22 protein-coding genes and 2 tRNA genes are annotated in these 26740 nt (G+C 73.2%); 12 read left to right on the top strand and 12 right to left on the bottom strand.

Annotated elements, in window-relative coordinates:
* Nucleotides 1–9: 9 nt before the first annotated feature.
* Nucleotides 10–1527 carry an SDR family oxidoreductase gene (locus DQ240_RS04500; protein ID WP_113838417.1) on the bottom strand — a complete coding sequence of 506 codons (1518 nt, stop codon included), beginning with the start codon at nucleotides 1525–1527 and terminating at the stop codon, nucleotides 10–12.
* Nucleotides 1528–1648: 121 nt separating this feature from the next.
* On the opposite strand from DQ240_RS04500, the gene DQ240_RS04505 reads away from it, so the two are divergent.
* The 8 genes from DQ240_RS04505 to DQ240_RS04535 all read left to right on the top strand — a co-directional run bounded on the left by DQ240_RS04505 (nucleotide 1649) and on the right by DQ240_RS04535 (nucleotide 10214).
* Entirely contained in the window at nucleotides 1649–3073 is a 1425-nt protein-coding gene (locus tag DQ240_RS04505; RefSeq protein WP_113838418.1) for an APC family permease, read from the top strand.
* Nucleotides 3074–3382: 309 nt separating this feature from the next.
* Nucleotides 3383–5431 (top strand): DNA topoisomerase (ATP-hydrolyzing) subunit B, encoded by a 2049-nt coding sequence (gene gyrB / locus DQ240_RS04510; RefSeq protein WP_113838419.1) that lies wholly within the window; start codon nucleotides 3383–3385, stop codon nucleotides 5429–5431.
* A gap of 94 nt (nucleotides 5432–5525) precedes the next feature.
* On the top strand, nucleotides 5526–7994 hold the full coding sequence (gene gyrA, locus DQ240_RS04515) for a DNA gyrase subunit A (protein WP_113838420.1): 2469 nt from the start codon (nucleotides 5526–5528) through the stop codon (nucleotides 7992–7994).
* Between the two features lie 166 nt (nucleotides 7995–8160).
* Nucleotides 8161–8727 carry a DUF3566 domain-containing protein gene (locus DQ240_RS23900; RefSeq protein WP_113838421.1) on the top strand — a complete coding sequence of 189 codons (567 nt, stop codon included), beginning with the start codon at nucleotides 8161–8163 and terminating at the stop codon, nucleotides 8725–8727.
* A gap of 61 nt (nucleotides 8728–8788) precedes the next feature.
* A tRNA-Ile gene (locus tag DQ240_RS04525) sits at nucleotides 8789–8862 on the top strand.
* An 83-nt stretch (nucleotides 8863–8945) separates the two neighbouring features.
* Nucleotides 8946–9089 carry a DLW-39 family protein gene (locus DQ240_RS23545; RefSeq protein ID WP_199589066.1) on the top strand — a complete coding sequence of 48 codons (144 nt, stop codon included), beginning with the start codon at nucleotides 8946–8948 and terminating at the stop codon, nucleotides 9087–9089.
* Nucleotides 9090–9121: 32 nt separating this feature from the next.
* Nucleotides 9122–9194, top strand: a tRNA-Ala gene (locus DQ240_RS04530).
* Between the two features lie 312 nt (nucleotides 9195–9506).
* Complete coding sequence (locus tag DQ240_RS04535; protein ID WP_113838422.1) at nucleotides 9507–10214, top strand: GAF and ANTAR domain-containing protein; 708 nt, start codon at nucleotides 9507–9509, stop codon at nucleotides 10212–10214.
* 4 nt (nucleotides 10215–10218) lie between these two features.
* On the opposite strand, the gene DQ240_RS04540 is transcribed toward DQ240_RS04535, so the two are convergent.
* From DQ240_RS04540 to DQ240_RS04560, 4 genes are all read right to left on the bottom strand, one after another.
* Nucleotides 10219–10944 (bottom strand): ANTAR domain-containing protein, encoded by a 726-nt coding sequence (locus DQ240_RS04540; RefSeq protein ID WP_199589068.1) that lies wholly within the window; start codon nucleotides 10942–10944, stop codon nucleotides 10219–10221.
* A 74-nt stretch (nucleotides 10945–11018) separates the two neighbouring features.
* Nucleotides 11019–11672, bottom strand: coding sequence for a GAF and ANTAR domain-containing protein (locus DQ240_RS04545; RefSeq protein ID WP_233498494.1), 654 nt, complete (start codon nucleotides 11670–11672; stop codon nucleotides 11019–11021).
* Between the two features lie 696 nt (nucleotides 11673–12368).
* Nucleotides 12369–13697 carry an alpha/beta hydrolase domain-containing protein gene (locus DQ240_RS04555; RefSeq protein WP_113838425.1) on the bottom strand — a complete coding sequence of 443 codons (1329 nt, stop codon included), beginning with the start codon at nucleotides 13695–13697 and terminating at the stop codon, nucleotides 12369–12371.
* A gap of 48 nt (nucleotides 13698–13745) precedes the next feature.
* Nucleotides 13746–14369 carry a carboxymuconolactone decarboxylase family protein gene (locus DQ240_RS04560; RefSeq protein ID WP_199589070.1) on the bottom strand — a complete coding sequence of 208 codons (624 nt, stop codon included), beginning with the start codon at nucleotides 14367–14369 and terminating at the stop codon, nucleotides 13746–13748.
* Nucleotides 14370–14473: 104 nt separating this feature from the next.
* On the opposite strand from DQ240_RS04560, the gene DQ240_RS04565 reads away from it, so the two are divergent.
* Nucleotides 14474–15010: a peptidylprolyl isomerase gene (locus tag DQ240_RS04565; RefSeq protein ID WP_113838576.1), complete on the top strand. Its 537-nt coding sequence runs from the start codon at nucleotides 14474–14476 to the stop codon at nucleotides 15008–15010.
* 50 nt (nucleotides 15011–15060) lie between these two features.
* Complete coding sequence (locus tag DQ240_RS04570; RefSeq protein WP_233498495.1) at nucleotides 15061–15912, top strand: rhomboid family intramembrane serine protease; 852 nt, start codon at nucleotides 15061–15063, stop codon at nucleotides 15910–15912.
* On the opposite strand, the gene DQ240_RS04575 is transcribed toward DQ240_RS04570, so the two are convergent.
* Both DQ240_RS04575 and crgA read right to left on the bottom strand, forming a co-directional pair.
* Nucleotides 15909–16298: a PH domain-containing protein gene (locus DQ240_RS04575; protein WP_233498496.1), complete on the bottom strand. Its 390-nt coding sequence runs from the start codon at nucleotides 16296–16298 to the stop codon at nucleotides 15909–15911. The two genes, DQ240_RS04570 and DQ240_RS04575, sit on opposite strands and share 4 nt — an antisense overlap.
* A 440-nt stretch (nucleotides 16299–16738) precedes the next feature.
* A complete protein-coding gene (gene crgA / locus DQ240_RS04580) occupies nucleotides 16739–17005 on the bottom strand; it encodes a cell division protein CrgA (protein ID WP_113838427.1) in 267 nt (88 codons plus the stop codon).
* Between the two features lie 151 nt (nucleotides 17006–17156).
* On the opposite strand from crgA, the gene DQ240_RS04585 reads away from it, so the two are divergent.
* The gene (locus tag DQ240_RS04585; RefSeq protein ID WP_233498497.1) at nucleotides 17157–17939 is read left to right on the top strand and encodes a DUF881 domain-containing protein; all 783 of its coding nucleotides are present in this window, start codon (nucleotides 17157–17159) and stop codon (nucleotides 17937–17939) included.
* A 22-nt stretch (nucleotides 17940–17961) separates the two neighbouring features.
* Nucleotides 17962–18612: an aminodeoxychorismate/anthranilate synthase component II gene (locus DQ240_RS04590; RefSeq protein ID WP_113838428.1), complete on the top strand. Its 651-nt coding sequence runs from the start codon at nucleotides 17962–17964 to the stop codon at nucleotides 18610–18612.
* A gap of 66 nt (nucleotides 18613–18678) precedes the next feature.
* Here the strand turns inward: DQ240_RS04590 and pknB are convergent, their stop codons facing one another.
* From pknB to DQ240_RS04615, 5 genes are all read right to left on the bottom strand, one after another.
* Complete coding sequence (pknB, locus tag DQ240_RS04595) at nucleotides 18679–20589, bottom strand: Stk1 family PASTA domain-containing Ser/Thr kinase (protein ID WP_113838429.1); 1911 nt, start codon at nucleotides 20587–20589, stop codon at nucleotides 18679–18681.
* A 109-nt stretch (nucleotides 20590–20698) separates the two neighbouring features.
* A complete protein-coding gene (locus DQ240_RS04600; RefSeq protein WP_113838430.1) occupies nucleotides 20699–22435 on the bottom strand; it encodes a serine/threonine-protein kinase in 1737 nt (578 codons plus the stop codon).
* A complete protein-coding gene (locus DQ240_RS04605; RefSeq protein ID WP_113838431.1) occupies nucleotides 22435–23883 on the bottom strand; it encodes a penicillin-binding protein 2 in 1449 nt (482 codons plus the stop codon). The genes DQ240_RS04600 and DQ240_RS04605 overlap by 1 nt, the downstream gene beginning before the upstream one ends.
* The gene (locus tag DQ240_RS04610) at nucleotides 23880–25325 is read right to left on the bottom strand and encodes an FtsW/RodA/SpoVE family cell cycle protein (RefSeq protein WP_113838579.1); all 1446 of its coding nucleotides are present in this window, start codon (nucleotides 25323–25325) and stop codon (nucleotides 23880–23882) included. The genes DQ240_RS04605 and DQ240_RS04610 overlap by 4 nt, the downstream gene beginning before the upstream one ends.
* On the bottom strand, nucleotides 25325–26737 hold the full coding sequence (locus DQ240_RS04615; RefSeq protein WP_113838432.1) for a PP2C family serine/threonine-protein phosphatase: 1413 nt from the start codon (nucleotides 26735–26737) through the stop codon (nucleotides 25325–25327). Before DQ240_RS04615 ends, DQ240_RS04610 begins: the two co-directional genes overlap by 1 nt.
* Between the last annotated feature and the right edge of the window lie 3 nt (nucleotides 26738–26740).

Genomic DNA, 26740 nt, shown 5'->3' on the forward strand with positions numbered 1-26740 from the left:
GTCCTGCGCTCAGGCTGCGGCGGCCGGCCGGCCGGCGACGTCATCGTTGCCGGACTCGGCGGCGCGGCAGATGTTGCGGATCATGCTGCCGAACACGATCCCGTGGAACGGCGCGACCGACCACCAGTAGGCGTGCCCGGCCAGGCCGTGCGGGTGGAACGTCGCCTTCTGCCGCAGCCGGGTCCGGCCGTCCGGCGTCCGTTCCACGTGGAACTCGAGCCAGGCGAGCCCGGGCACGCGCATCTCGGCCCGCAGCCGGAGCAGGACGCCGTCCTCGACCTCCTCCACCCGCCAGAAGTCCAGGGCGTCGCCCACGTACAGGTCGGTCGGGTGCCGTCGGCCGCGGCGCAGCCCGACGCCGCCGACGGCGCGGTCCAGCAGCCCGCGGACCCGCCAGGCCAGCGGGAAGGAGTACCAGCCGGACTCCCCGCCGATCCCCTCGACGACCCGCCACAGCGACTCGGCCGAGGCGTCGGTCTCCCGGGTGCGTTCGTCCAGGTACAGGCTGCCGCCGGACCAGGCCGGATCGGTGGGCAGCGGGTCCGACGGCACGCCGGGCACCGAGGCCGACGACCACCGCGTCGCCACCTCGTGGTCCTTGACCCGCTGGATCGCCAGCCGGACGGCGTCCTCGAAGCCGAGCAGGCCCTCCGGCGGATCGGGCACGTAGCGGGCGATGTCGTGCTCGGTGGCGACGACGGTGTTGCGCAGCGACAGCACCAGCGGCCGGGCGATCGACGCCGGCACCGGCGTGATGAGCCCGACCCAGTGGCTGGACAGCGCCGGGCTGAAGAACGGCACCGGCAGGATCCGCCGCCGCGGCAGCTGGGCCACCTCGGCGTAGCGGCGCATCATCTCGGCGTAGTCCATGACGTCGGGGCCGGCGATGTCGAAGCAGCGGTGCACGTCCGGCGGCAGGTCGGCGCAGGCGACGAGGTAGCGCAGCACGTCCCGGATCGCGATGGGCTGGATCCGGCTGTGCACCCACCGCGGTGTGACCATCACCGGCAGCCGCTCGGCGAGGTGGCGCAGCATCTCGAACGACGCCGAGCCCGACCCGAGGACGACGGCGGCGCGCAGCACGACCGTCGGCACCCCGGAGCCCAGCAGGATCGCCGCCACCTCGGCGCGGGAGCGCAGGTGCGCGGAGAGCTCCTCGTCGTCGGGGTCGAGCCCGCCGAGGTACACCAGCCGCCCGACGCCGGCCGGACCGACCGCCCGGGCCATGACCTCCGCCGTGCGGCGGTCGGTCTCCTCGAACGCGGGGCCGGTGCCGAGGCTGTGGATCAGGTAGTAGACGACGTCGGCGCCGGTGCAGGCCGCGGCCACCGCCTCCGGGTCGCCGGCGTCCCCGCGGACGATCTCCACCGCACCGGCCCACGGGTGGTCACGGAGTTTCTCGGGCGACCGGGTCAGCACCCGGACCCGGTGGCCGGCGGCGAGCAGCTCGGGCACCAGCCGGCCCCCGACGTAGCCGCTGGCGCCCGTGACGAGGCAGGTCTTCGGACGGGCGGCGGTCGGGGCCATGCGCCCGAGTGTCGGCGCTGCGGCCGGTCGCCGCCGAGTCGCGGGCCGACGCCGGGGCGGAGATCATCTCGACCACGGCCAGCGGAGGTCGCCGGGCACCGGGACGAGCAGGAGGCGGCACATGGCGAGCGCGCAGACCGGCGAGGAGACCACCACCGACGGCCAGCCGCCGCTGAAGCGGGTCATGGGCCCGGGGTTGCTCCTGCTCTTCATCGTGGGCGACGTCCTCGGGACCGGGATCTACGCCCTGACCGGCACGGTGGCCGCCGAGGTCGGCGGGGTCGTCTGGCTGCCGTTCCTCATCGCGTTCGTGGTCGCGCTGATCACCGCGTTCAGCTACCTGGAGCTGGTCACCAAGTACCCCCAGGCCGCCGGCGCCGCGCTGTACACGCACAAGGCGTTCGGCATCCACTTCGTCACGTTCCTCGTCGCCTTCGCCGTCATGAGCTCCGGCATCACGTCGGCGTCGACGGCCGCGCGCGCCTTCAGCGAGAACGCCGCCGAGGTGTTCGAGGTCGACATCAACGGCTGGGGCATCACGTTCATCGGGCTCGGCTTCATGGCGCTGGTCGCGGCGGTGAACCTGCGCGGCGTCGGCGAGAGCGTGAAGAGCAACGTCGTCCTCACCTGCGTCGAGCTCTCCGGCCTGCTGATCATCATCGGGATCGGTGCGTGGGCGCTGTTCGGCGGGGACGGCGACTTCGGCCGGGTCACCGAGTTCGACACCGGCGACAAGGGCGTGCTGGCCGGCGTCATCGCCGCGACCGGCCTGGCGTTCTTCGCGATGGTCGGCTTCGAGGACTCGGTCAACATGGCCGAGGAGACCAAGGAGCCGCGGCGGATCTTCCCCAAGGTGCTGCTGACCGGGCTGCTGATCACCGGCCTGATCTACGTGCTGGTGTCGGTCTCCGCCATCGCCCTGGTCCCCGCCGACCAGCTCAGCGACCCCGACACCCCGCCGCTGCTGCGGGTGGTCGAGGCGGGGGCGCCGGACTTCCCGCTGAGCCTGTTCGGCGTCATCACCATGTTCGCCGTCGCCAACACCGCGCTCATCAACATGCTCATGGCCAGCCGGCTGGTCTACGGCCTGGCCCGCGAGCGGGTGCTGCCGCCGCTGCTGGGCCGCGTGCTGCCCGGCCGGCGCACCCCGTGGACGGCCATCCTCTTCACCACGCTCCTGGCGTTCGGCCTGATCACCTTCGTCGGCGAGGTCCCCGCGCTGGGCGGGACGACGGCGCTGCTGCTGCTCGTCGTCTTCACCGTCGTCAACGTCGCCGTCCTCGTGCTGCGCAAGGACCGGGTCGACGCCGACCACTTCCGGACGCCGACGGTCCTGCCCGTCGTCGGGGCCCTGGCCTGCGGTTTCCTGGCCACGCCGTTCTCCGGGCGGGCCGCCGAGCAGTACCGCATCGCGGGGATCCTGCTGGCCATCGGCGTGGTGCTCTGGCTGGTGACCGTCGCGGTCAACAAGCGCACCGGCGCCGGGCCGGCCGTGCTCGACCCCACCCACCTCAGCGGCGACGCCCCGCACGGCCCGCGCAACTGAGGAAGGACCCCTCGCCCTCCACGCCTCGCTCCGCTCGACGCGGGCCCCTGCGCGGGGGCCGGGGCAGCGGCCACCGCCAGCGGCCCGGAGACGGCGCGTCGTCCCCGGGGGCAGTCCCGGTGGTGGCGGACGTGCCGGGAGTGGCGCAGGAACGCGCTGAGGGGCTCGACGGCGTCGTTCCCGTCGGACCACCCGGTAGTCTGGACGGCGAACACCGCCAGCAACCGGCTCAGTGCCCTCCTGCGCCCTCGGGGCGCCCCTCGGCAGTGGGCCGCCCGGGCCGCCGGTTGCGCGACAGAAGGGTCCCACGTGGTCGCTCGACCGAAGACCGACAGCACGACCGACAACGGCTACTCCGGCTCGTCCATCACGGTCCTCGAGGGCCTGGAGGCCGTGCGCAAGCGCCCCGGCATGTACATCGGGTCGACCGGTGAGCGCGGCCTGCACCACATGGTGTGGGAGGTCGTCGACAACGCGGTGGACGAGGCACTGGCCGGCTACTGCGACACGGTGCGGGTGACCCTGCTGGCCGACGGCGGCGTCCGCGTCGAGGACAACGGCCGTGGCATCCCGGTCGACATGCACCCGGTGGAGAAGCGCCCCACCGTCGAGGTGATCATGACCGTCCTGCACGCGGGCGGGAAGTTCGACGGCAAGAGCTACGGCGTCTCGGGCGGTCTGCACGGCGTCGGCGTCACCGTCGTCAACGCGCTGTCCACGCGCCTGGACGTCACGGTCTGGGCGCACAACGGCATCGAGTGGCGGCAGAACTACTCCTACGCCAAGCCGGGTCCGCTCGAGCAGGTCGGGCCCACGAAGAAGCGCGGCACCGCGATCACCTTCTGGGCCGACGGCGACATCTTCGAGACCACCGAGTACTCGTTCGACACGATCAACCGCCGCCTGCAGGAGATGGCCTTCCTGAACAAGGGGCTGACCATCGTCCTGCGCGACGAGCGCCCCGGGCACAGCAAGGCCGAGACCGGTCTCTCCGACGAGGTGACCCTCGCCGAGGCCGCCCCGGAGGCCGGCCACGAGGCGGAGGCGTTCGAGCCGACCGAGATCACCTACCGGTACGACGCCGGTCTGGTCGACTACGTCGCGCACATCAACCGCCGCAAGACGCCGATCCACAAGTCGGTGATCAGCTTCTCCGCCGACGGCACCGGCAAGAACGACACCGCGATGTCGCTCGAGGTCGCGATGCAGTGGTCCGACGCCTACTCGGAGTCGGTGCACACCTTCGCGAACATCATCAACACCCACGAGGGCGGCACCCACGAGGAGGGCTTCCGCGCGGCGCTGACCTCGATCGTCAACCGGTACGCCGTCGAGAAGAAGCTGCTCAAGGAGAAGGACGAGAAGCTCACCGGCGACGACATCCGCGAGGGCCTCGCGGCCATCGTCTCGGTGAAGCTCGGCGACCCGCAGTTCGAGGGACAGACGAAGACCAAGCTCGGCAACACCGAGGTCAAGGGCTTCGTCCAGCGCGTCTGCAACGAGCAGATCGGACACTGGTTCGAGTCCAACCCGGCCGAGGCGAAGACGATCATCACCAAGGCGTCGTCGGCCGCCCGCGCCCGCCGCGCCGCGCAGGACGCCCGCAAGCTGGCCCGCAAGAGCCTGCTGTCGGTGAGCGGGCTGCCGGGCAAGCTGGCCGACTGCCGCTCCACCGACCCGCGCAACTCCGAGGTCTACATCGTCGAGGGCGACTCGGCCGGCGGCTCGGCGAAGTCCGGCCGGGACTCGATGTTCCAGGCGATCCTGCCCATCCGCGGCAAGATCATCAACGTCGAGAAGGCGCGCATCGACCGGGTGCTCAAGAACACCGAGGTCCAGTCGATGATCACGGCCTTCGGCACCGGCATCCACGACGAGTTCGACATCTCGAAGCTCCGCTACCACAAGATCGTCCTGATGGCGGACGCCGACGTCGACGGCCAGCACATCAGCACGCTGCTGCTGACCCTGCTGTTCCGCTTCATGCGGCCGCTGGTCGAGGGGCAGTACGTCTACCTGGCCAAGCCCCCGCTGTACAAGATCAAGTGGGGCGGCAAGATCGGTGACGAGTACGCCTACAGCGACAAGGAGCGCGACGCCGTCGTCAAGGCCGGCGCCGAGAGCGGTCGCAAGGTCAAGGAGGAGATGATCCAGCGGTTCAAGGGGCTCGGCGAGATGAACGCCAGCGAGCTGTGGGAGACCACCATGAACCCCGAGACCCGGATCCTGCGCCAGGTGACCCTCGAGGACGCCGCCGCCGCGGACGAGCTGTTCAGCATCCTCATGGGCGAGGACGTCGAGGCCCGTCGCAGCTTCATCACCCGCAACGCCAAGGACGTCCGCTTCCTCGACGTGTAAGCCCATTCGGCCCCGTCTCGGGTCCCGCCCTGAGCTTGCGAAGGGTGGGGAGGACGGGGTCCTTCATCCGCGTACGAACCGGAGAGATCCCCACGTGACCGAGACCCCTGCCCGCGACCGCATCGAGGCGGTCGACCTCCAGCAGGAGATGCAGCGCAGCTACATCGACTACGCGATGAGCGTGATCGTCGGCCGCGCGCTCCCCGAGGTGCGCGACGGCCTGAAGCCGGTGCACCGGCGCGTGCTGTTCGCGATGTACGACCAGGGCTTCCGCCCGGACCGCGGCTACGTGAAGTGCGCCCGCCCGGTGGCCGAGGTCATGGGCAACTACCACCCCCACGGCGACTCGGCGATCTACGACGCCCTGGTCCGGCTGGCCCAGCCCTGGTCCATGCGCTACCCGCTGATCGACGGTCAGGGGAACTTCGGCTCCCCGGGCAACGACCCGGCGGCCGCCATGCGGTACACCGAGTGCCGGCTGACGCCGCTGGCGATGGAGATCCTCGCCGGCATCGACGAGGAGACCGTCGACTTCCAGGCCAACTACGACGGCCGGACCCAGGAGCCGCTGGTCCTGCCGTCCCGCATCCCGAACCTGCTGATCAACGGCTCGGCCGGGATCGCGGTCGGCATGGCGACCAACATGCCGCCGCACAACCTGCGCGAGGTCGCCGAGGCCGTCTTCTGGATGCTCGAGCACCCCGAGGCGGAGGCCGAGGAGGCCCTCACCGCGTGCATGGAGCGGATCAAGGGCCCCGACTTCCCGACGCACGGGCTGATCGTCGGCCGCGAGGGCATCGAGGACGCCTACCGCACCGGCCGCGGCTCGGTCCGCATGCGCGCCGTGGTCACCGTCGAGGAGGACTCCCGGGGCCGGGTGCAGCTCGTCGTCACCGAGCTGCCCTACCAGGTGAACCCGGACAACCTGGCCGAGTCGATCGCCGAGTCGGTCAAGGAGGGGCGCCTCCAGGGGATCAGCGAGATCGCCGACGAGTCCTCCGACCGCGTGGGCCGCCGCCTGGTCATCACGCTGCGCCGCGACGCCGTCGCCAAGGTCGTGCTGAACAACCTCTACAAGCACACCCAGCTGCAGACGTCGTTCGGCTGCAACATGCTCTCGATCGTCGACGGCGTCCCGCGCACCCTGCGACTCGACGAGCTGGTCCGCCAGTGGGTCAACCACCAGATCGAGGTCATCCAGCGCCGGACCCGCTACCGGCTGCGCAAGGCCGAGGAGCGCGCGCACATCCTGCGCGGGTACGCCAAGGCGCTGGACCAGCTCGACGCGGTCATCGCGCTGATCCGCAACAGCGCCTCGGCCGACGCCGCACGGACCGGCCTGATGGAGCTGCTGGACGTCGACGAGATCCAGGCCGTCGCGATCCTGGACCTGCAGCTGCGCCGGCTGGCCGCCCTCGAGCGGCAGCGGATCATGGACGAGCTCGCCGAGATCGAGGCGCGCATCGCCGACCTGCAGGCGATCCTCGACTCCCCCGAGCGGCAGCGGCAGATCGTCCGCGACGAGCTCGCCGAGATCGTGGAGAAGTACGGCGACGACCGGCGCACCCAGTTCATCGCGAACGAGGGCGACGTCTCCATGGAGGACCTCATCGCGCAGGAGGAGGTCGTCGTCACCATCACCCGCACCGGCTACGCCAAGCGGACGAAGAGCGACCTCTACCGGTCGCAGCGCCGCGGCGGCAAGGGCGTCATGGGCGCGCAGCTGAAGCAGGACGACATCGTCGACCACTTCTTCGTGGGCTCCACCCACGACTGGATCCTCTTCTTCACCAACAAGGGCCGCGTCTACCGCGCCAAGGCCTACGAGCTGCCCGAGGCCAACCGCACCGCCCGCGGCGCGCACGTGGCCAACATCCTGGCCTTCCAGGGCGACGAGAAGATCGCCCAGGTCATGCAGATCAAGGACTACGGCGTCGCGCCGTACCTGGTCCTGGCGACGGCGAAGGGTCAGGTCAAGAAGACCCGGCTGACCGACTTCGACTCCCCGCGCAGCGGCGGCGTCATCGCGATCAACCTGCGCGACGGCGACGAGCTCGTCGGGGCGGCGCTGATCGACCCCGAGCAGGACCTGCTGCTGGTCACCCGCAAGGCGATGTCGATCCGCTTCAAGGCCGACGACGCCACGCTGCGGCCGATGGGCCGGGCGACCGAGGGTGTCCGCGGCATCTCGCTGTCTCCCGACGACCGTCTGCTGTCGATGATGGTCGTCGAGGAAGGGGTCGACGTCCTCGTCGCGACCGAGCGCGGCTTCGCCAAGCGCACCGGCATCGAGAACTACCCGAACCAGGGCCGGGGCGGGAAGGGCGTGCTCACCGCCGACCCGAAGGCCCGCAAGGGCAACCTGGTCGGGGCGCTCGCGGTGCAGCTCGGGGACGAGCTGTACGCCATCACCTCCGGCGGCGGCGTGATCCGCACCCCGGTCAACGGCGTGCGGCACAACAAGGACCGCGCCACGATGGGTGTCAAGCTCATGAACTTGCCGGAGGACGTCTCCATCGTGGCGATCGCGCGTACGACGGACAACGACGAGCCCGAAGCCTAGGGTGGGGAGCGGGGCCGGAGGCCCCCGGTGCCGGCCTGCGTGCTGACACCGGGGACACCCGGTCCGACGACCAGGATCTGACCGGCGCTCCGGGCGCCTCCGGACGCGTGCCGGAGACGCCCGGGCGCGCAGCGGCGGCGACGACCGCCGGGGAGCGGAGACCAGCATGAGCGACCGGACCCAGGGTGCGGTGCAGACCGGCACCCGGCCCGGGCAGGCCCCCGACGCCCCGGCTGCCGGGGCTGCGGAGGCCCCGGCCACCGGGAGCGTCCCGCTGGCCGGTGGGCCCGGGAGCGGATCCGGGCCGGCGGTCGTCGCCCGCAACGGCTCCGGCCGCCCGGCCGGGGGCAAGGGCAAGGCGCGCGGCCCCCGCCGCGCCCGGCTCCAGCTGCGGCACATCGACACCTGGTCGGCGCTGAAGATCTCGCTGGTGCTCTCCATCGTGCTGTTCTTCGTCTGGATGATCGCGATCGCGATCCTCTACGGCGTCCTGTCGGGGCTCGGGGTCTTCGACGCCCTCAACAACCTCGTCGGCACGCTGGAGAACACCTCGGGCGAGGAGACCGTCGCCAGTGACGCCATCACGCCCGGCATCGTCTTCGGCGGGGCGGCGGTCATCGGCGCCATCAACATCGTGCTGATGACCGCGCTGTGCACCGTCGGGGCGTTCATCTACAACATGTGCTCGGACCTCGTCGGCGGCCTCGAGGTCACGCTCGCCGAGCGCGACTGATGAAGGGGGCCACCCCCCGCAGGAGTCCCGAATCGCGCCACGTATGCTGTTCGAGGTCCACGGGCCTGTAGCTCAGGCGGTTAGAGCGCATCCCTGATAAGGATGAGGCCGGAGGTTCAAGTCCTCCCAGGCCCACCCGTGTGCCGGTCCGCCGGCGTCCACCGGTCCCCGCGGCCCCTGCCGGACAGGGGCCGCGGTGTCCTTCGAGGAGGAGCCGCGTGATCAAGAGAATCGCCCTGGTCGCGGTGGCCGCCGCCGCTGCCGCGGTCGTCCGCAAGCGGTCGACCGGCAGGAACGAGGCCGACCTCTGGTCGGAGGCGACGACCGGTCCGCAGGCGGTGAGCACGCCCACCAGCCGCTGAACCCCGCCCGGCGGCCCGCCGCCGGCAGCTCAGGGGACGTAGCTCAATTGGCAGAGCACCGCCTTTGCAAGGCGGGGGTTAGGGGTTCGATTCCCCTCGTCTCCACTCCTCCGGCGCCGATGGACCGCGGGTCCCACCGTTGGGCGGTCCCCTCGGCCGCGTCATGATCGAGGGGACCCGACCGTGGGCCGTTCTGCAGCAGGGGCGACGGCTCCCTGCAGCCGGTGTGCTGCCAGGGGCCACGGCGAATCGTGGCCCCCGAGGGGGTCCGATCTCGGTTAGCGTTCGTCCGTGACGCAGGAGCCGCCCCCGGAGCGACGTGGAGGCCGCTCGTCCCAGAGCCTCGAGGCGCGGCGAGCGTCCGCCTCGACCGGCACGGGCGGCGCGGCCGATGCCCGGACGGATCTCGGTGAGGCGATGGGGCTAGCCGCCCGGTCGCTGCAGGAGCGCCACGGAGACGTCGAGGCGACGCTGCAGGTGATCACCGAGAGCGCCGTCGGCGTCGTCCCGGGGGTGGAGGAGGCCTCCATCAGCTACGTGACCGGTCGACAGCGGATCGAGGCGCGTGCTGCGACCGGGGACCCGCCCAGGGAACTGGACGAGATCCAGAACCGTCTCGGGGAGGGGCCCTGCCTGGATGCGGTGTGGACGGACTCGACCGTGCGCATCGACGACATGCGCAGCGAGGCACGTTGGCCTCGGTTCGCCGCGGCAGCGGTCGAGCTCGGTGTCCTGAGCGCGGTGAGCTTCCAGCTGTTCGTGGAGGGTGACAACCTCGGGGCGCTCAACCTGTACTCGCGGCAGCCCGCGGCGTTCGGCGAGGAGTCCGAGGACGTCGGCCTGGTCTTCGCCGCGCACGCCGCGGTGGCGCTGGCCGGCGCCCGACACGAGACGAACCTGCGCACCGGGATGGGCAACCGCGATGTGATCGGCCAGGCCAAGGGGATGCTCATGGAGCGGTACGCGATCAGTGCCGACCGTGCGTTCGCGGTCCTGGCCAGGGTCTCCCAGCAGACCAACCGCAGACTCCTCGACGTGGCCACGGAGCTGACGGTGACCCGAGCCGTTCCGGAGATCCCGGCATCGGCGGCAGCCCGGGCCGACGCCCCGTCGACGTCGCGGTAGGGACTCAGGCGGACCTGTCGTCGTAGGCGAGCTCCTCGAGCGGGACCTCGCGGGCGAGCACGCGGGCGGCGAGGTCGTCGACCGCCAGGCCGGAGCTGTAGGCGTGCGCCCGGAGCAGAGCCAGCGCGTCCTCGCTGGTGATGCCCAGCCCGGCGTTGAGGAAGCCCATGGCCTGCCAGACGAGCGCCCGCCGCTCGGCGGCCGGTGCGCCGAGCCAGGCCGGCCCGTCGGCACCGGCGGGACGGGCGGCGCCATGGAACAGCGACACGACCTCGCGGGTCACGACCAGCGCGTCGTAGAGGGTGACGGTCCGGACGTCGTGGGGCGGGACGAGGTAGAGATCCAGCGCGCCGTGACCGCGGAACTCGTCCTGGAAGGGCAGCGAGATGATGCTGCGCACCGAGGTGCGGGCGACCAGGACGTCGTGGAAGGCCGGCCACCGGTCCTTGATGTCGGCCTCCTCGGCGATGATGGTCTGCCCGGAGGCGTGAGACGACAGGCAGGGGCCCTCACCGACGGTGAACTGCAGTCGTTCGGCCTCCGCGGAGACCTCGTCGCTGGCACCCAGGGGCAGCCGGCGGTCGGCGGCGAAGAACAGGCTGATCCCGGCTCCGTCGACGGGCAGGACGGCGGCGGCAGCCCTGGCCAGCTGTACGGGCAGCAGTTCCGGGTCGGGCAGGTCGGCGGCCGACGCCGCGACGGCGACGGCGAACCGCTCGGCGATGGACATGGGGCTCCAGGTGTCTGAGGTCGGCGTGAGGGGTGCCGTGGCCGAGGCCGGGTGGCGGTGTGGGAGCTCCCGGATCAGGGGCCCGGGCGGTCCCTCGGCGTGCCGTCGACGCCGTCGACGATGGCCTGGGCGATGTCGCGGAGCTTGCGGTTGGACCGCTGGGAGGCGGCGGCGAGCAGGTTGAAGGCCTCTGCGGCGTCGCAGCGCCGCTGGCTCATCAGGATGCCCTTGGCCTGCTCGATGACCGCCCGGGTGCGCATGGCGGTGTCCAGGTGCTCGGCCAGTTCGCGGGTGCTGTCGTAGAGCTGCCGGTTCTGCACCGCGATCGCGGCGTAGGAGGCGAACTCGGTCGCGACGGCCTTCGCCTGGTCGCCGAACGCGTGCGCCTCGGTCGCATAGAGGTTGAGGGCCCCGTGGACCGATTCCTTGACCGGTAGGGGAACCGACATCGAGCTGAGAGAGCCTCGCGCGACGCACTCGCGAGCGTGGCCCGGCCAGCGGGTCTCCTCGCGCGCGTCGGTGATCTCCTGGATCTCCTGGCCCACCGCGGCTTCGAGGCAAGGGCCCTCGCCACGGCTGTACTGCGACTCGTCCAACTGGACCGACAGCGGGCCGGTGAAGGCGGCACTGGTCGCCTTGTGGCGGCTGACGAGGGTGACCGAGGCCTCCACGACGCCGGGGGTGACCCGTTTCGCGAGTTCGGCGATGCGCAGCAGCATCGCGTCCATCGAGGTGTCCGCGAAGGACAGCCGCCCGAGCTCCGCGAAGGCAGCCCGGACGTCGAACGGTTCGGGAGAACGCCGAGGCGTGGGGCTCATAGCGGATCCGGTCCGTCGGGTCCGGCTGGTCGACGAGGCGATCGACCCCGGAGTGAGCCCTGCTCGAGAGGAAGACCCTGGGTCTGGCAGGCCGCGTCATGACCCATCAGGTGCCGCAGTGCGGCGCAGAGCTGACGGTACTCGCCTGGCCGGTTCAGCGGTCAGCCGAGCCGCCTCCGCTGTCTTCGATCCGCTTCCTCCGACTGCGCGGCGCCGGGAGAGGACGGGCCGCAGGAGTCCGCGGCGGCGGCGCGGGCGCCCGCAGGGTCGCCCGGAGGGCGTAGCGTCGAGGAGCTCGAGCAATGGGCACTGCTGCGACCCGAGGCCGTACACCCTGCCCACGGACACGCTCGTCCTGGCCTGCCGCCTCAGCGGCCTCTCCCTCACCGAACTCTGGTGGGACTATCTCGCGCTCGGCGGGACCCACTCGATGCCGCAGCTGTCGGCGCGCATGACACTCGGACACGAGTGGCCGGCGCTCGAGGACCTGGTGCTCGCGACCGCAGCCGACGAGGCCCTCGTCAGTGGCGGTCTGCCGCCACTCGGCCCTTCCTCGGCGCGCTGAGCGATCGCCAGGACACCGGTCCCTCCCGTCCCCACGCCGGCTCACGGCAGCGGCAGGGTCGCCGCCACCTCGGCACCCCGGGCGCGCATCGCGCCGGCGTCCTCCGGGAGGACCACCCCCGCCGCGACGAGGTCCTCCACCGCGTGCTCCCACAGCTCGGCGTACTCCGCCCGGGAGCGGTAGAGCTGGGCCACCAGCGCATCGGCGTACGCCCGGCGGCCGCCGAACACCGGTCCGCTGCCGGTGCCGCCCTTGCGACCGCGGTGCTCGGCCACGGGGACCGCGATCTCCGGCAGCCGGATCCCGCCCCAGGCGTTGCCGTCCTCGCCCCGCACGATCCGCGCGTTCGGCCGGCCGGCCAGCGTGATCCGGGGTTGCACGGCCGGGGGCTCGCCGTCGACCAGCCACCGGTGGACCGCGCGCAGCGCCGCCTCGTACACCGGCCGCCAGCTGACCGGGTTGGGCCCCCACTCGCCGTCGGTCGCGGGAGGGGTACGCCGGAGGACACCGTGCGGGGTTCCGGTGACCTCCCAGACGCGGCGCAGCGGGGTGTCCGGCAAGGCCAGGTCCGCCGTCGCGGTCACCTCGAACTCGCTGTTGAGCAGCAGCACGGGCACGCCGAGGTCCTCGCGGATGGTGGTCCGCCGGTACAGCGGGTCGGTGTCGGCGTCCAGCCGTGGGGCACGGCCCTCCCACACCGACAGCAGGAACGCGTCGACCACCGGCCCCCGGCGGTGGACGGCATTGGCGTAGGCGCACAGCCGCATCGCCGACTGCGAGCCGCCCACGGCGACCACCCGCTCGACGGCGAGTCCGCCCAGCGGGTCCACCGCGGACGCCCGTCGCGGACCCACGGCGGTCGCCGCGGCGGAGAAGACGTCGAAGCACGCCGGCTCGCCGGGGTGCAGCAGGCCGGCGTAGCGCTCGGGGTCGGCGTCCAGCAGCGGCGCCCGGCGGGAGGCGCGCGCCATCCGGCTCGGGGACCCGTAGATCCCGGCGATCTGCGCGCTGACCCCGACCCAGGCGTGCCCGCGGTAGACCTCGCCCTCGGTCGGGGCCGGTTGCTCGGCGCCGGCGGAGACGTTCTGCCACTCGAGGAAGACCGTGCCGGTGAACGCGGCGGGGTCGGCCGGGCGGACGACGAGGATGCGGGTCCGGTACGCGCCGGTGGCGACGGGTTCGGCGGTCCACCGCCCGTCGGCGCTGGGTGGTGCGTCGTCCGGGTGTCGGTACGCGGTGGCCTCCCCGGCGATCAGGTACTCCTCGCACAGGTACCCGGAGGCCGCCAGGACCTCGGCCGGCGGGGCGCCGTACGGGGGCCGTGCGCCCTCGACCGGTCCCTCGACCTCCACCGCCGACTCGGTGCTCATCCCGGAACGATAGGACCGCGGCGCCCGGGAGGACGCCGGGACCGCGGCTCAGGCCGTCGAGCCGCCCTCGGCCACCGGGCGTCCGTAGTCGACCGCCGCTCGCACCGCGGCCGGGGCGGCGTCCCGCAGCGGTCGGTCCGGTCGGGCGCCGAGGGCGTCGTTCACCGTGGAGAAGGCCACCCGGAGCGCGGTGTAGAGGGTCAGCCCGGCGATCTCCCGGTCGTCGAACCCGGCGTCGCGGAGGCGCTGGACGTCGTCCTCGCGGGTGCTGTTGGGGTCACTCGCCACCAGGCGCGCCCAGCCGGCCAGCGCGGCGTCCCGAGACCCCAGCCGTGCGTCGTCCCCGGCGAGCACACCCGCCGCGGCCTCGTCGCCGATCTCCTCGGCCAGCCGGGCGCCCCAGGCCAGGGAGCAGTGCGGGTCGCGCAGCACGCCCGCCGCGGCGGCGACGAGCACGCCGCGGGCGCGCCGGTCCAGACCCGCCGCGTCCGCCGCGCGGCCCATGAGGTCGAACAGGGCGTCGTGCTCGTCGGGCAGGTGGCTCCAGGAGCGGGTCAGGTTCATGACGAAACCCATCTGCTCCCGGTCACCGGCAGCGAGCCGCTCCGCTCCGGGTGAGGACGGCGCCGCGCGGAGGAACCCCGCGTCCGGTGCAGCTGTCTCGGCGTCCACGGCGACCTCCTCGGGGGTGTGCGGCGACGCTAGGGCGCCCGGCAGCCGCGGGGAAGCCCGCCCGGGTGCCCCGCGACCTGCGCGGCGGTGGGAGAGTGGACGCCGTGACCGAAGCGACCTCTCCCGCCCGGCGTGCCGTGCTGCACACCAACCACGGCGACATCACCGTGGACCTGTTCCCCGACCACGCGCCCAAGACCGTGGCCAACTTCGCCGACCTGGCCGAGGGCCGGCGCGAGTGGACCCACCCGCAGACCCGCGAGAAGACGACGGACCGTCTCTACGACGGCACGATCTTCCACCGGATCATCTCCGGCTTCATGATCCAGGGCGGCGACCCGCTCGGCATGGGCATCGGTGGCCCCGGCTACCAGTTCGGCGACGAGTTCCACCCCGAGCTGACCTTCGGCAAGCCCTACCTGCTGGCCATGGCCAACGCGGGCCCGGGCACCAACGGCTCGCAGTTCTTCATCACCGTCAGCCCCACCCCGCACCTGAACCGCAAGCACACGATCTTCGGCGAGGTGGCCGACCAGGCCAGCCGCGAGGTCGTCGACAAGATCTCGAACGTGCCGACCGGCCGGCAGGACAAGCCGGTCCAGGACGTCGTGATCGAGTCGATCGAGGTGCAGCGCAGCTGACCCAGTCACCCCCCGGCGGGGGTGCGGGCCGGGGCGAGGAGCCTCCGCCCGTGCCCCCGCCGGCCAGCTGCTACCGGCACCCGGACCGGCCCACCGGGATCTCCTGCGCGCGCTGCGGCCGGCCGATCTGCCCGGAGTGCATGACCTCGGCCTCGGTGGGCTTCCAGTGCCCCGAGTGCATCCGCGAGGGCCGGGCCTCGGTGCGCCCGGTCCGCCGCGCCCCCGCCGTGCGCTCGGCGGGCTCGCGCTGGGGCGTCGTCACCCTCACGCTCATCGCGGTCAACGTGGTCCTGTTCGTCGCCACGGCCGTCTCCGCGGGCATCGCGGGCGAGAACCCGCTGGACAACCAGCGGTCGCCGCTGTTCGCCGACCTGCAGCTGGCCCCCGTCCTCGTGCAGGTGTTCGGCGAGGACTGGCGGCTGCTCACCTCCGCCTTCCTGCACATCGGCATCACGCACCTGGCGTTCAACATGCTCGCGCTGCTGCTGTTCGGCGCCGAGCTGGAACGCACGCTCGGCCGGTGGCGCTACCTGGCCGTCTACCTGCTGTCCGCCCTCGGCGGCTCCGTGGCGATCCAGCTGTTCGGCGACCCGCGGGTGGCCGTCGCGGGTGCCTCCGGGGCGATCTGGGGCCTCATGGGCGCCTTCGCCGTCCTGGCACTCACCCAGCGCGGGGACGTGCGGGGCATCATGACGCTCCTGGCGATCAACCTGCTGGTCAGCGTGCTGATCCCGGGCATCTCGCTGCTGGGCCACCTCGGCGGTCTCGTGGCCGGCTTCCTGGCCGCCGGTGTCGTCGTCCTGGCCCGCCGCCGGACCGAGCTCCAGGTGCTGGGCCTGCTGGTGCTGACCGGCGTCCTCGCCGTGACGGCGCTGACGGCGACGACGATCGTCGTCCTCTAGGGCCGGGTCCCGCCCGCCCGCCGCCACCCCTCCAGGGCGTCGGCGACGTCGGCCGGATCGGCGCCCAGTTCCCAGCTCGCGAGCAGCACCAGCTGGCCGGCGTCGTCCGATCCGGCCGCCGTGTCGAGCTCCAGCAGCCGGGACCGCAGCCCGCGGCGCCGGGTCTCCCGCACCTGCACGCGCAACGCCCGCCAGGGCAGCTCCAGCCGCCCGGTCAGCGTGCGGACGACGATGCCGTCCGGGACCGTGGCCAGCCGCGGACGCAGCACCGCGAGCCGTAGGGCCATCCCCAGCAGGAGCAGGGCCGCCCCGCCGACCAGGACCCGGCCGACGGGCTCCAGCAGCACCGCGCCCGTCCCCAGGACGACGCCGGCGACGGCCGGCACGGCCACGGTCCCCGGACGAGCCGACCACTCCACACCCACAGCCTGCCCCGCCACAGCGGCGCCGCGCACCGGCAGGTGTCCACAGCCCGGGTCCCGGGTACGGCTCCGCCGCAGGTCAGCGGCTCGTCCGGCACCGCATGTCGACTTCTCCACAGCTGGGTACACAGCTGGGGACAGAAGCACAGGGCTGTAGTTACGCCTGCGTCCTCCTCGTCACACGCGTCCCACCGCTCGTGAAACAGCAGGTCAGAGCGGTGCAGTCGAACATGCGTACTCCACATGTGGTGGACAACCCTGGGTATCCAGCGCCGTGTCGACCTGTGGACAAGGGCGCCGCCTGTGCACAGTGTTCACAGGCAGGCCCCGGGACCGGGAACGACAGAGGCCCCCGTCCCCAGGGGGACGAGGGCCTCGGTACGAGCAGTCGCGGGCCGGTGGCCTCAGCGCCAGCGCATCGACATGACCAGGCCGGCGACCATGGCGCCGAACCCGATCGCGAAGTTCCAGGCGCCCAGGTCGACCATGAACGGGATCTGGTCGCCGGCCACGTAGTAGACGACGATCCACAGCAGGCCCACGAGCATGAGCGCCACCATCAGCGGCGCGTACCAGCGCGGGCTCGGGGCGAGTGCGCGCGAGGAGCTGGACTGCAGCGTCGCCGGGGGCGGCGTGTAGGCGGACTTCTTCCGCACCTTGGACTTCGGCACCGCTGCTTCTCCCTCCACGCACCGGCCGGGATCGGTGTGCACCGGCCGGATCTGTCCCCAGCCTAAGCTGCGAGGGGCAGACGGTGGGTCATCGACGCCGGTGACCGCCCCAGCGGGGTGTCCCCCGTCCCCACCCGTCCGGGAGGTGTCCGTGCTCCGCGACCGCGTCTCCGGCCTGCTGGGCCGCCGTCCGGGGTGGCTGCGTGGGCGGCCCTCGGCGTGGGCGGCCCTCGTGCCGGTCGTCGCGCTGGCGGCGGGGCTGCTGTTCGCCACCTCCGGGCAGACCGCCCGCGGCACCGACCTCCGGGGCGGCGAGATCATCGAGCTCTCCGGTCTGATCAGCCAGCGGCGGGCCGCCGTCGCCGCGCAGGACGCCGAGGCCGAGGAGCTGCAGGACCAGGTCGAGCAGCTCACCGAGCAGGCCGCCTCGCAGTTCGGGGCGGTCGCCGAGGCGCAGGCCACGGGGGAGGCCCTCACCCTGTCGGCCGGCCTGGTGCCGCTCACCGGTCCCGGGGTGCGGATCACCCTGGACGACGCCCCGCGCCGCCCCGACGGCAGCCTGCCCCGCGGCGCGCGGCCCGACGACCTCGTCATCCACCAGAGCGACGTCCAGGCGGTGGTCAACGCGCTGTGGGCGGCGGGCGCCGACGGCGTCTCGATCATGGACCAGCGGCTGATCGCCACGAGCGCCGTCCGCTGCGTCGGGCCGGTGCTCCTGCTCGAGGGGCGGGCCTACTCCCCGCCGTACCAGATCGCCGCCATCGGCGACCTCGAGTCGATCGTCGACGAGCTGGCCGCCTCCCGCCAGGTCGGTGTCCTGCAGGAGGCGGTCAACGCCTTCGGGCTGACCTTCTCCGTGCGCGGCGCGGAGACGGTGGACCTGCCGGCGCACAGCGGCACTCCCACGATGGGGTACGCCACGCCCGTCCGGTAGCCGCCGCTGGTACACAGGGGGCGTGAGCAGGCCGGTCCTCGTCGTCGACAACTTCGACAGCTTCGTCTACAACCTCGTCCAGTACCTCGGGCAGCTCGGCGTCCGCTGCATCGTGCGGCGCAACGACGCGGTGACCACTGAGGAACTGGACGAGCTCCAGGTTGCCGGCGTCCTGCTCTCCCCCGGCCCGGGCACCCCCGCCGACGCCGGCGTGACCGTCCCGATGGTGCGGGCGGCCGCGGAGGCCGGCACGCCGGTGCTGGGCGTCTGCCTGGGCCACCAGGCGATCGCCGAGGCGTTCGGCGCCGAGGTCGTACGCGCGCCGGAGCTGCTGCACGGCAAGACCAGCGCGGTGGTCCACGACGGCGTGGGCGTGCTCGCCGGGCTCCCGTCGCCGTTCACCGCCACCCGCTACCACTCGCTGGCCGTCGACCTCGCCACGGTGCCCGACGAGCTCGAGGTCACCGGGCACACGCCGTCCGGGATCGTCATGGCGCTGCGGCACCGGGAGCTGCCCATCGAGGGCGTGCAGTTCCACCCCGAGTCGGTGCTCACCGAGGGCGGGCACCAGATGCTCGCCACCTGGCTGGCGGCCTGCGGTCAGGCCCCGGACCCGGCCGTCGTGGAGGCCGCCGCGGCCGGCGCCCGCCGGCTGTCCACCGTCAGCGCCTAGCGCCGCAGAACGCACAGAGGGGCTCCACCCACCGGGTGGAGCCCCTCTGTTGCGTCGGTGACCGGGTCAGCCGTCGGCGGGCTCGCGGCCGACGGTGATGGTGACGCTGGAGCCGCGCGCCACCTGGTTGTTGGCCGTCGGGCTCTGCGCGATCACGATGCCGACGTCAGCCGGGTCGGCGGCCGGCGCGTCCACGACCCGGACCACGAAGCCCTGACCCTGCAGGGCCGTCGTCGCAGCCTGCTCGGTCTGGTCGACCACGTTGGGCACCGGGACGGTCGTCGGCTGCGCAGGCCCCGAGGACACCCGCAGGACGATCTCGGTCGCCGCGGTGGCGGAGGTGCCGGCCGGAGGCGTCGTGCCGAGCACCGTGCCGGCCGGAGCCGGGTCCTCGACCTCCTGCGGCGTGATGTTGGTGAACCCGGCGTCGACGAGCTGCTGCCGCGCCGATGCCTGGTCGCCGGAGACGGACGGCACCGGGGCGTCGCCGTCGGAGACGAAGAGCGTGATGGTGGTGTCCGGCGCCACGGCGGTCCGCTGCGCGGGGTCGACGTCCACGACCGTGCCCTCCGGCTCCAGCGAGTCCACCTCGTCACGGTTGATGTTCCCCGTGAACCGGGCCGCCTCGAGCGCCGCTCGGGCGTCCTCCTCGGACAGGTTGATCACCGCGGGGATGGTGATGCTGTCGGGCGCGATGCCGACCGTGAGGTCGACCTCGCTGCCCTCCTCCACCTGTGCGCCGCTCCCCGGGCGGCTGTCCAGGACGACGCCGACCCTGGTCGGGTCATCGACCTCCTGCTCGGTGACGTCCCCGACCGTCAGGCCCGCCGTCTGGATCGCGGCCTCGGCGTCGGCCCTGGGGAGGTCCACCAGCGTCGGCACCGACACCGTGGCGGTCGCCTGGTTGCCGCCGTCCTCGTCGTCGCCGCCCATCGCCAGGGCGATCCCGACGACGGCGCCGATCAGCACCAGGGCACCGACCACCGCGGCGATGATCCGGTTGCGCTTGCGGCGGGCGGCGGCCTGCTCGTCGTCGTCGTCATCCCAGTCGTCGCGGCCGCGTCCGGTCACCGGCGGGACGGCGCCGATCACGGCGGTCCGCTCCGCCTCGCCCATGACCGGGGTGGCCTCGACCCGCTGCCCGGCCAGCGCCCGGAGCAGGTCGTTGCGCATCTCGGCGGCCGACTGGTAGCGGTTGGCCGGGTTCTTGCTCATCGCCTTGAGCAGGATCGAGTCCAGCTCCGGCGAGATCGCCGGGTTGATCGACGACGGCAGCCGCGGGTCCTCGCGGACGTGCTGGTAGGCCACCGACACCGGGGAGTCGCCGGTGAACGGCGGTGCACCGGTGACGAGCTCGTAGAGCAGGCAGCCGAGCGAGTAGACGTCCGAGCGGGCGTCGACGCCCTCGCCGCGGGCCTGCTCGGGGGAGAGGTACTGGGCGGTGCCGATGACCGCTGCGGTGGAGGTCATCGTCGCCGCGGAGTCGGAGACCGCGCGGGCGATGCCGAAGTCCATGACCTTGACCGAACCGGCCGGCGTGATCATCACGTTCCCGGGCTTCACGTCCCGGTGCACGATGCCGTTGCGGTGGCTGAAGTCCAGGGCGCCGCAGATGTCGGCGGCCAGGCTCATCGCCCGCTCCGGCGCCAGCACGCCCTCCCGGCGCAGCACGTCGCGCAGGGTCTCGCCCTCGACGTACTCCATGACGATGTAGGGCGTGTTCCCGCTCGGCGAGCGGTCCTCGCCGGTGTCGTAGACGGCGACGATGGCCGGGTGGTTCAGCGAGGCGGCCGCCTGGGCCTCGCGCCGGAAGCGCACCTGGAACGACGGGTCCCGGGCGAGGTCGCTGCGCAGCACCTTGACGGCGACCTCGCGACCGAGCCGGGTGTCGCGGCCGCGGTGCACCTCCGCCATGCCGCCGCGGCCGAGCACCCCGCCGATCTCGTAGCGCTCACCGAGCACCTGGGGGGTGGTCATCGCTGGTCCTCTCGGGCGGAGCTGGGTCGGGTCCGGCGCCCGGGGGCGGGACCGTCCGGCAGCGTATCGACGGCGCAGGACGCTCCTGGGACGGCGCGAGCGGCGTCGCTCACCCGGTCACCCCCTGCGCCCCACCGGGCGCGGCAGCCTCGGCCGGCGGGTCCACGGGCGACGGTTCCGGCGGCGGCGGGGCCAGCGTGCTGCCCGGCGCGGGTGCCGACGACGAGGTCGTGGCGGGGGCCGACGAGGTCGGCGACGCCGAGCTCGAGGAGGCGGGTGACGACGACGAGGGCGCGGACGAGGTCCTGGGCACGGAGGCCGAGGTGGGAGCGGGCGCCGGCTGGTCCTCGCCCTCCTCCTCGCTCTCCTCCGCCGGCGGCGTGTAGCCGTCGGGCGCGAAGTAGAGCGTGATGGGGGTGTCCACCGGGAGGGTGCCGGCCGTGCCGGGGTCCACCGCGGCGACGCCGTCGGGAGCGAGCTCCGCGCCGTAGTCGGCCAGCTGCTGGTTGCTCGCCTCCTCGGCGGTGACCTCGGTGAAGCCCCGCCCCTCCAGGAGGGCGGTCGCGGCCGCGACGTCCTCGCCCAGGAGCGCGGCGGGGTCGAACGCCCCCGTGACCGCGCCGCTCGTGGCGGTGGTCGAGGCGGACGTGGACGTGCGGTCCCCTCCGCCGTCGCGCTCCTGGTCACCGCCGCCGAAGAGGATCCAGCCCAGGCCGAGCAGGAGGGCGAGCACGAGCAGCGCGACGACCGGCCACACCCAGCGGCGCCCGCGGCGCGGCGGTGGTGCGGCGGCGGTCTCGCCGTCCCACGGGTCCTCGTCGGCCGGGGGGCCCTCCAGCGGGGGCATGGGCCGGGCGGAGGTGCGCGGCCCCGTCGCCGCGGCCACCGGGGCCGCGTCCAGGACCTGGGTGCTGGGCTCCTCGTCGGGCTCGGCGGGCATGGTGACCACCTGCGTGGTGGCGACGGCCGCGGCGGCCATGCCGGTGCCGGCCGGCGCCCGGCTGCCCACGGCGGCGGCCACGGCCCGGATCGCCGCGGCGAAGGCGGCGCCGTCGTCGAACCGGTCCTCGGGGTGCTTCTCCAGCGACCGGGCGAGCAGCTGCCGAACGGCGAGCGGGACGTCGGCGGGCAGCGGCGGCGGCGGCCGGTTGATGTGCGCCAGCGCGATCGCCACCTGGGAGGTGCCGTCGAACGGCCGGGAACCGGTCAGGCACTCGTAGCCGACGACGCCGAGCGAGTAGACGTCGGAGGCTGCAGTGACCTCGAAGCCCTGCGCCTGCTCGGGGGAGAGGTACTGGGCGGTGCCGACGACCATGCCGGTGCGGGTGAGCGGTGTCGCGTCCCGGGCGCGGGCGATGCCGAAGTCGGTCAGCTTCACCACGCCGTCGGGCCGGACGATGAGGTTGCCGGGCTTGATGTCGCGGTGGACGACGCCGGCGGCGTGCGCGGCGGAGAGCCCGTCGGCGGCCTGGCCCAGGACGTGCAGCGTCCAGTCGACGGGGAGGCGGCCCTCCTCGTGCAGGATCGTCACCAGCGGCTGGCCCTCGACCAGCTCCATGACGAGGAACGCGAGGCGCTGGCCGGGGTTGCGCTCGTCCTCGGTCTCGCCGTAGTCGTAGACCGACGCGATGTTCGGGTGCGACAGCGCGGCGGTGTGCCGGGCCTCGTTGCGGAACCGGGCCACGAAGCTCGGGTCGCCGGTGAACTCGCTGCGGAGCACCTTGGCCGCGACCACTCGGTCCAGGACGCGGTCGCGGGCCCGCCAGACCTCCCCCATCCCGCCGGTGGCGATGGGGGAGGTGATCTCGTACCGCCCGGCGAGGACGGTGCCCGTCGAGAGCGCCATCAGCCGCCACCGCCTTCGAGGTAGGCCTCCATGACCCGGCGGGCGATCGGTGCGGACACGTCGCCACCGGTACCCCCGCCGTTCGCGACGAAGACGGCGACGGCGATCTGCGGGTCGTCCGCCGGCGCGAAGCCGATGAACCAGTTGTGGTCGGGGACGTCCGGGGCGACCTGGGCGGTGCCGGTCTTGCCGGCGACGTCGATCCCGGGGATGCGGGCGGCCCGGCCGCTGCCCTCGGCGACGACGCTGACCATCATCTCGGTCAGCTGGTCGGCGACCTCGGGGCTCACCGGCTCGGAGAGCTCGTCGGGGTCGGCCTGCTCGATGACCGTCAGGTCGGGCGCGCGGAGCTGGTCGACCAGGTAGGGCCGCATCAGCGTGCCGTCGTTGGCGACCCCGGCGGCGACCATGGCCGCCTGCAGGGGGGTCATGCGGACGTCGCGCTGGCCGATCGAGGACTGCCCGAGGGCGGCGTCGCTCTCGATGTCGCCGACGCTGCTGCCCACGGTGCCCATGGGGATGTCCAGCCCCTCGCCGTCCATGCCGAACGCCTCGGCCATCTCCCGGACGCGGTCCTCGCCGAGCTCGATGCCGAGCAGGGCGAAGGCGGTGTTGCAGGAGATGGTCAGCGCGTCGATCAGCGGCTGCTCGCCGCTGGGGTCGCACCGCGAGCCGTTGAAGTTCTCCAGCGTCGTCGACGTGCCGGGCAGGGTGAGCAGGTCCGGAGCCGGGATGACGGTGTCGGGGGTGTACTCGCCGCTGGACAGGGCGGCGGCGGACACGATCACCTTGAACACCGAGCCGGGCGGGTAGTTGTCGCTGATGGCCCGGTTCAGCCGAGGGTCGGGGTCGGCGGCCTCGAGGCCCGCGGCGTAGTCGGCGACCCCCTGGGCGTCGTGGCTGGAGAGCAGGTTCGGGTCGAAGGTCGGCGTGCTCGCCAGCGCGAGGATCGCGCCCGTGCTGGGCTCCAGCGCCACGACGGCGCCGGTGACGCCCTCCAGCCCGGCCATCGCCGCCTGCTGCGTCGCCGCGTCCAGCGTCAGGACGACGTCGCCGCCGGAGGGGTCGCGGCCGGTGAACAGATCGCTCAGCCGCTGGGTGAACAACCGGGCGTCGTCGCCGGTCAGCACGTCGTTCTCGGTCCGCTCGATGCCGCGGGCGCCGTACCGGACGGAGTAGTAGCCCGTGACCGCGGCGTACAGCGGCCCCTGCGGGTACTGGCGCAGGTAGGTCAGGTCGTCGTCGGTCTCGACCGAGAGCGCGATCTCCGTGCCGTCGACGACGATCGAGCCGCGCTGCCGGTCGTACTCCTCGTAGATCACCCGGCGGTTGCCCGGGTCGGCGCGCAGCTCCTCGGAGCGGACCACCTGGATGTAGTTGACGTTGACGATGAGCAGCGTGAAGAGGACGAGCACGCTGATCGCGACGCGGCGCAGCGGGGCGTTCACGGCCGCACCACCTCGGTCGGGGCCTCGCCGAGCATGGCGCGCTGCGGAGGACCGGGCTGGACCGGCGGCGCGGCGGGCCGGCGGGCGGCGTCGCTGATCCGGACGAGGATGGCCAGCAGCGCGAAGTTGGCGACCAGCGAGGAGCCGCCGTAGGCCACGAACGGTGTGGTCAGGCCGGTCAGCGGCAGCAGCCCGGTCACGCCGCCGAGGACGACGAACACCTGCCAGGCGACGGCGAAGGCCAGGCCGGCGGCGAGCAGCTTGCCGAAGGCGTCCCGGACGATCAGCGAGCTGCGCAGGCCGCGCTCGACCAGCACGAGGTAGACGATGATCACCGCGACCAGGCCGAAGAGCCCGAGCTCCTCGCCGATGGCGGCGGCGATGAAGTCGCTCTTGGCCACCGGGACCTGGTCGGGGCGCCCGCCGCCGAGACCGGCGCCGAACAGGCCGCCGGTGCCGAGCCCGAGCAGCGACTGGACCATCTGGTAGCCGCCCTCGTCCCGGTAGGCGAACGGGTCGAGCCAGGTGTCCACGCGCACCTGCACGTGACCGAACAGCTGGTAGGCGAGGAACGCCCCGGCGCCGAACAGCCCGACGCCGATGACCAGCCAGCTCGCCCGCTCGGTGGCGACGTAGAGCATCACCACGAAGATGCCGAACAGCAGCAGCGAGCTGCCCAGGTCGCGCTCGAAGACGAGGACCAGGATCGACAGCAGCCAGGCGACCACCACCGGGCCCAGGTCGCGGCCGCGGGGCAGCTCCAGCCCCATCACCCGCCGGCTGGCCAGGGCGAGCACGTCGCGCTTGTCGACCAGATAGGCCGCGAAGAAGACGATCAGGCAGATCTTGGCGAACTCACCGGGCTGGATGCTGAAGCCGGCGAGCCGGATCCAGATCTTGGCGCCGTTGACCGACGAGATCGACGCCGGCAGGACCGCGGGCAGCGCCAGCAGCAGCAGACCCACGAGGGCCAGCGTGTAGGCGAAGCGGGACAGCAGCCGGTGGTCGCGGATCACCAGCAGCACGGCGACGAACAGGCCCACGCCGAGGGTGGCCCAGACCAGCTGGACCGGGGCGTCCTCGCGGGTCGCGGTCGCCCCGACCTGCTCGCCGGCGAGGTCCAGGCGGTGGATCATCGTCAGACCCAGCCCGCTGAGCAGGGCGACGGCGGGCAGGAGCAGCGGGTCGGCGTAGGGAGCGAACCGGCGCACGACGACGTGCATCACCGCCCACAGCGCGGTGAACCAGCCGCCGAAGGCGGCCAGCTCGGGCCGCAGCGACCCGGTGACGGTGATGTCGACGACGCACTGCGCGGCCAGCGTGATGACGACGGCGAAGGCGAGCATGACGAGCTCGGTCCCCCGCCGCGTCGGGACCGCCGGGGCCGTGCCCGGGGCGCCGGCCGCACCGGCGACCTGCGGAGCGGGATCGGCGCCGGTCATCACTCCGCCTCCCGGCAGTCCCGTTCCGTGCCGGCCGAGGAGGAGTCCTCGCTCGAGGTGGGCCCTGTGGTGGTGCTGGGGGTGCTGGTCTCCGGCAGCGAGCCCACCGCGGGCGGAGACGACGGGAGGCCGGGCGGCACGAGCGGCGACGGCTCCGGCGTCGGCGTCGGCGTCGGCGTGCTCGGGGCGGGCTCGGGCTCCTCCTCGCACCGCGGCAGGGACTGCTCGCGGAGCAGGTCCACCCGGTCCTCGGCGGCCGCCCGGTCGTCGACGGTGATGCCGTCGGTGACCTTGCCGCGGACGTCCTGGCTGAGGTCGGCCACCGCGATGTCGGTGCCCTCCTCCTCGCGGTACAGGTCCACGCCGAGCACGGAGGCGTTGATGCCCCGGTACACCGCCACGGTCTCGGTGTCCTCGTCCACGCCGACGAACCAGTGGTCGAGGACCCAGGCGTAGGCGCCGACCCCGGCACCGGCCAGGACCACCAGGGTGGCGAGCGCGAACCACCAGCGGCGGCGGGTGCGCCGGCGGTCCGGTGCCGGCGCGGCCGCCATCGGCGCCGACGCCGGCGGGGGCGGGGGAGGCGGGTCGGCCAGGGCCGCCCGGCCGGCGGCCGATCCGGGGTCGACGGCCCGCTGGCCGATGTTGGCCCCGGCGGCGCCGTCGACGACCGGCTCGGTCGTCATGCCCGAGCCGTCGTCCTCGACGACGTCGGCGACGATCACCGTGATGTTGTCCGGACCGCCGCTGCGCAGCGCCAGCTCGATGAGCCGGTCCGCGCACGACTGCGGGTCCGGGTCGGCGAGCGTGGTGGCGATGGTCTCCTCGCTGACCACGCCGGACAGCCCGTCGGAGCACAGCAGGTAGCGGTCGCCGGCGCGCGCCTCGCGCATCGAGAGGTCGGGGTCGACGTCCTGGCCGTTCAGCGCCCGCAGCAGCAGGGAGCGCTGCGGGTGGTGGTTGGCCTCCTCCTGCGTGATCCGGCCGTCGTCGATGAGCGTCTGCACGAAGGTGTCGTCGTGGGTGATCTGGGTCAGCTCGCCGTCGCGCAGCAGGTAGGCGCGGGAGTCGCCGACGTGGCACAGGGCCAGGCGGCCACCGGCGAACAGGACGGCGGTGAGCGTGGTGCCCATGCCCTCGAGCTGCGGGGACTCGCGGATCACCTCGCGCAGGTGCTCGCTGCCGTCGAAGACCGCCGACCGCAGGGCCTGCAGCATGTCGCTGGGCGGCGCGTCCTCGTCGAGGTGCTCCAGGGCGGCGATGACCACCTTGCTGGCGACGTCGCCGGCGGCGTGGCCGCCCATGCCGTCGGCGACGGCGAGCAGCCGCGGCCCGGCGTAGACGGAGTCCTGGTTGTTGCCGCGGACCAGGCCGCGGTCGGATCGTGCCGCGTAGCGCAGCGCGAGGGTCATCGG

It is taken from the genome of Blastococcus sp. TF02A-26, assembly GCF_003319125.1.
Classification (GTDB): Bacteria; Actinomycetota; Actinomycetes; order Mycobacteriales; family Geodermatophilaceae; genus Trujillonella.

Bases quoted from the DNA above. Each gene is read 5' to 3' on its own strand.
- DQ240_RS04500 (WP_113838417.1), bottom strand. From the start codon at position 1,527: ATGGCCCCGACCGCCGCCCGTCCGAAGACCTGCCTCGTCACGGGCGCC.
- DQ240_RS04600 (WP_113838430.1), bottom strand. From the start codon at position 22,435: ATGGCGCTCTCGACGGGCACCGTCCTCGCCGGGCGGTACGAGATCACC.
- DQ240_RS04535 (WP_113838422.1), top strand. From the start codon at position 9,507: ATGGGGCTAGCCGCCCGGTCGCTGCAGGAGCGCCACGGAGACGTCGAG.
- DQ240_RS04545 (WP_233498494.1), bottom strand. From the start codon at position 11,672: ATGGACGCGATGCTGCTGCGCATCGCCGAACTCGCGAAACGGGTCACC.
- DQ240_RS04540 (WP_199589068.1), bottom strand. From the start codon at position 10,944: ATGTCCATCGCCGAGCGGTTCGCCGTCGCCGTCGCGGCGTCGGCCGCC.
- DQ240_RS23900 (WP_113838421.1), top strand. From the start codon at position 8,161: ATGAGCGACCGGACCCAGGGTGCGGTGCAGACCGGCACCCGGCCCGGG.
- pknB (WP_113838429.1), bottom strand. From the start codon at position 20,589: ATGACCACCCCCCAGGTGCTCGGTGAGCGCTACGAGATCGGCGGGGTG.
- DQ240_RS04615 (WP_113838432.1), bottom strand. From the start codon at position 26,737: ATGACCCTCGCGCTGCGCTACGCGGCACGATCCGACCGCGGCCTGGTC.
- DQ240_RS04505 (WP_113838418.1), top strand. From the start codon at position 1,649: ATGGCGAGCGCGCAGACCGGCGAGGAGACCACCACCGACGGCCAGCCG.
- DQ240_RS04610 (WP_113838579.1), bottom strand. From the start codon at position 25,325: ATGACCGGCGCCGATCCCGCTCCGCAGGTCGCCGGTGCGGCCGGCGCC.
- DQ240_RS04555 (WP_113838425.1), bottom strand. From the start codon at position 13,697: ATGAGCACCGAGTCGGCGGTGGAGGTCGAGGGACCGGTCGAGGGCGCA.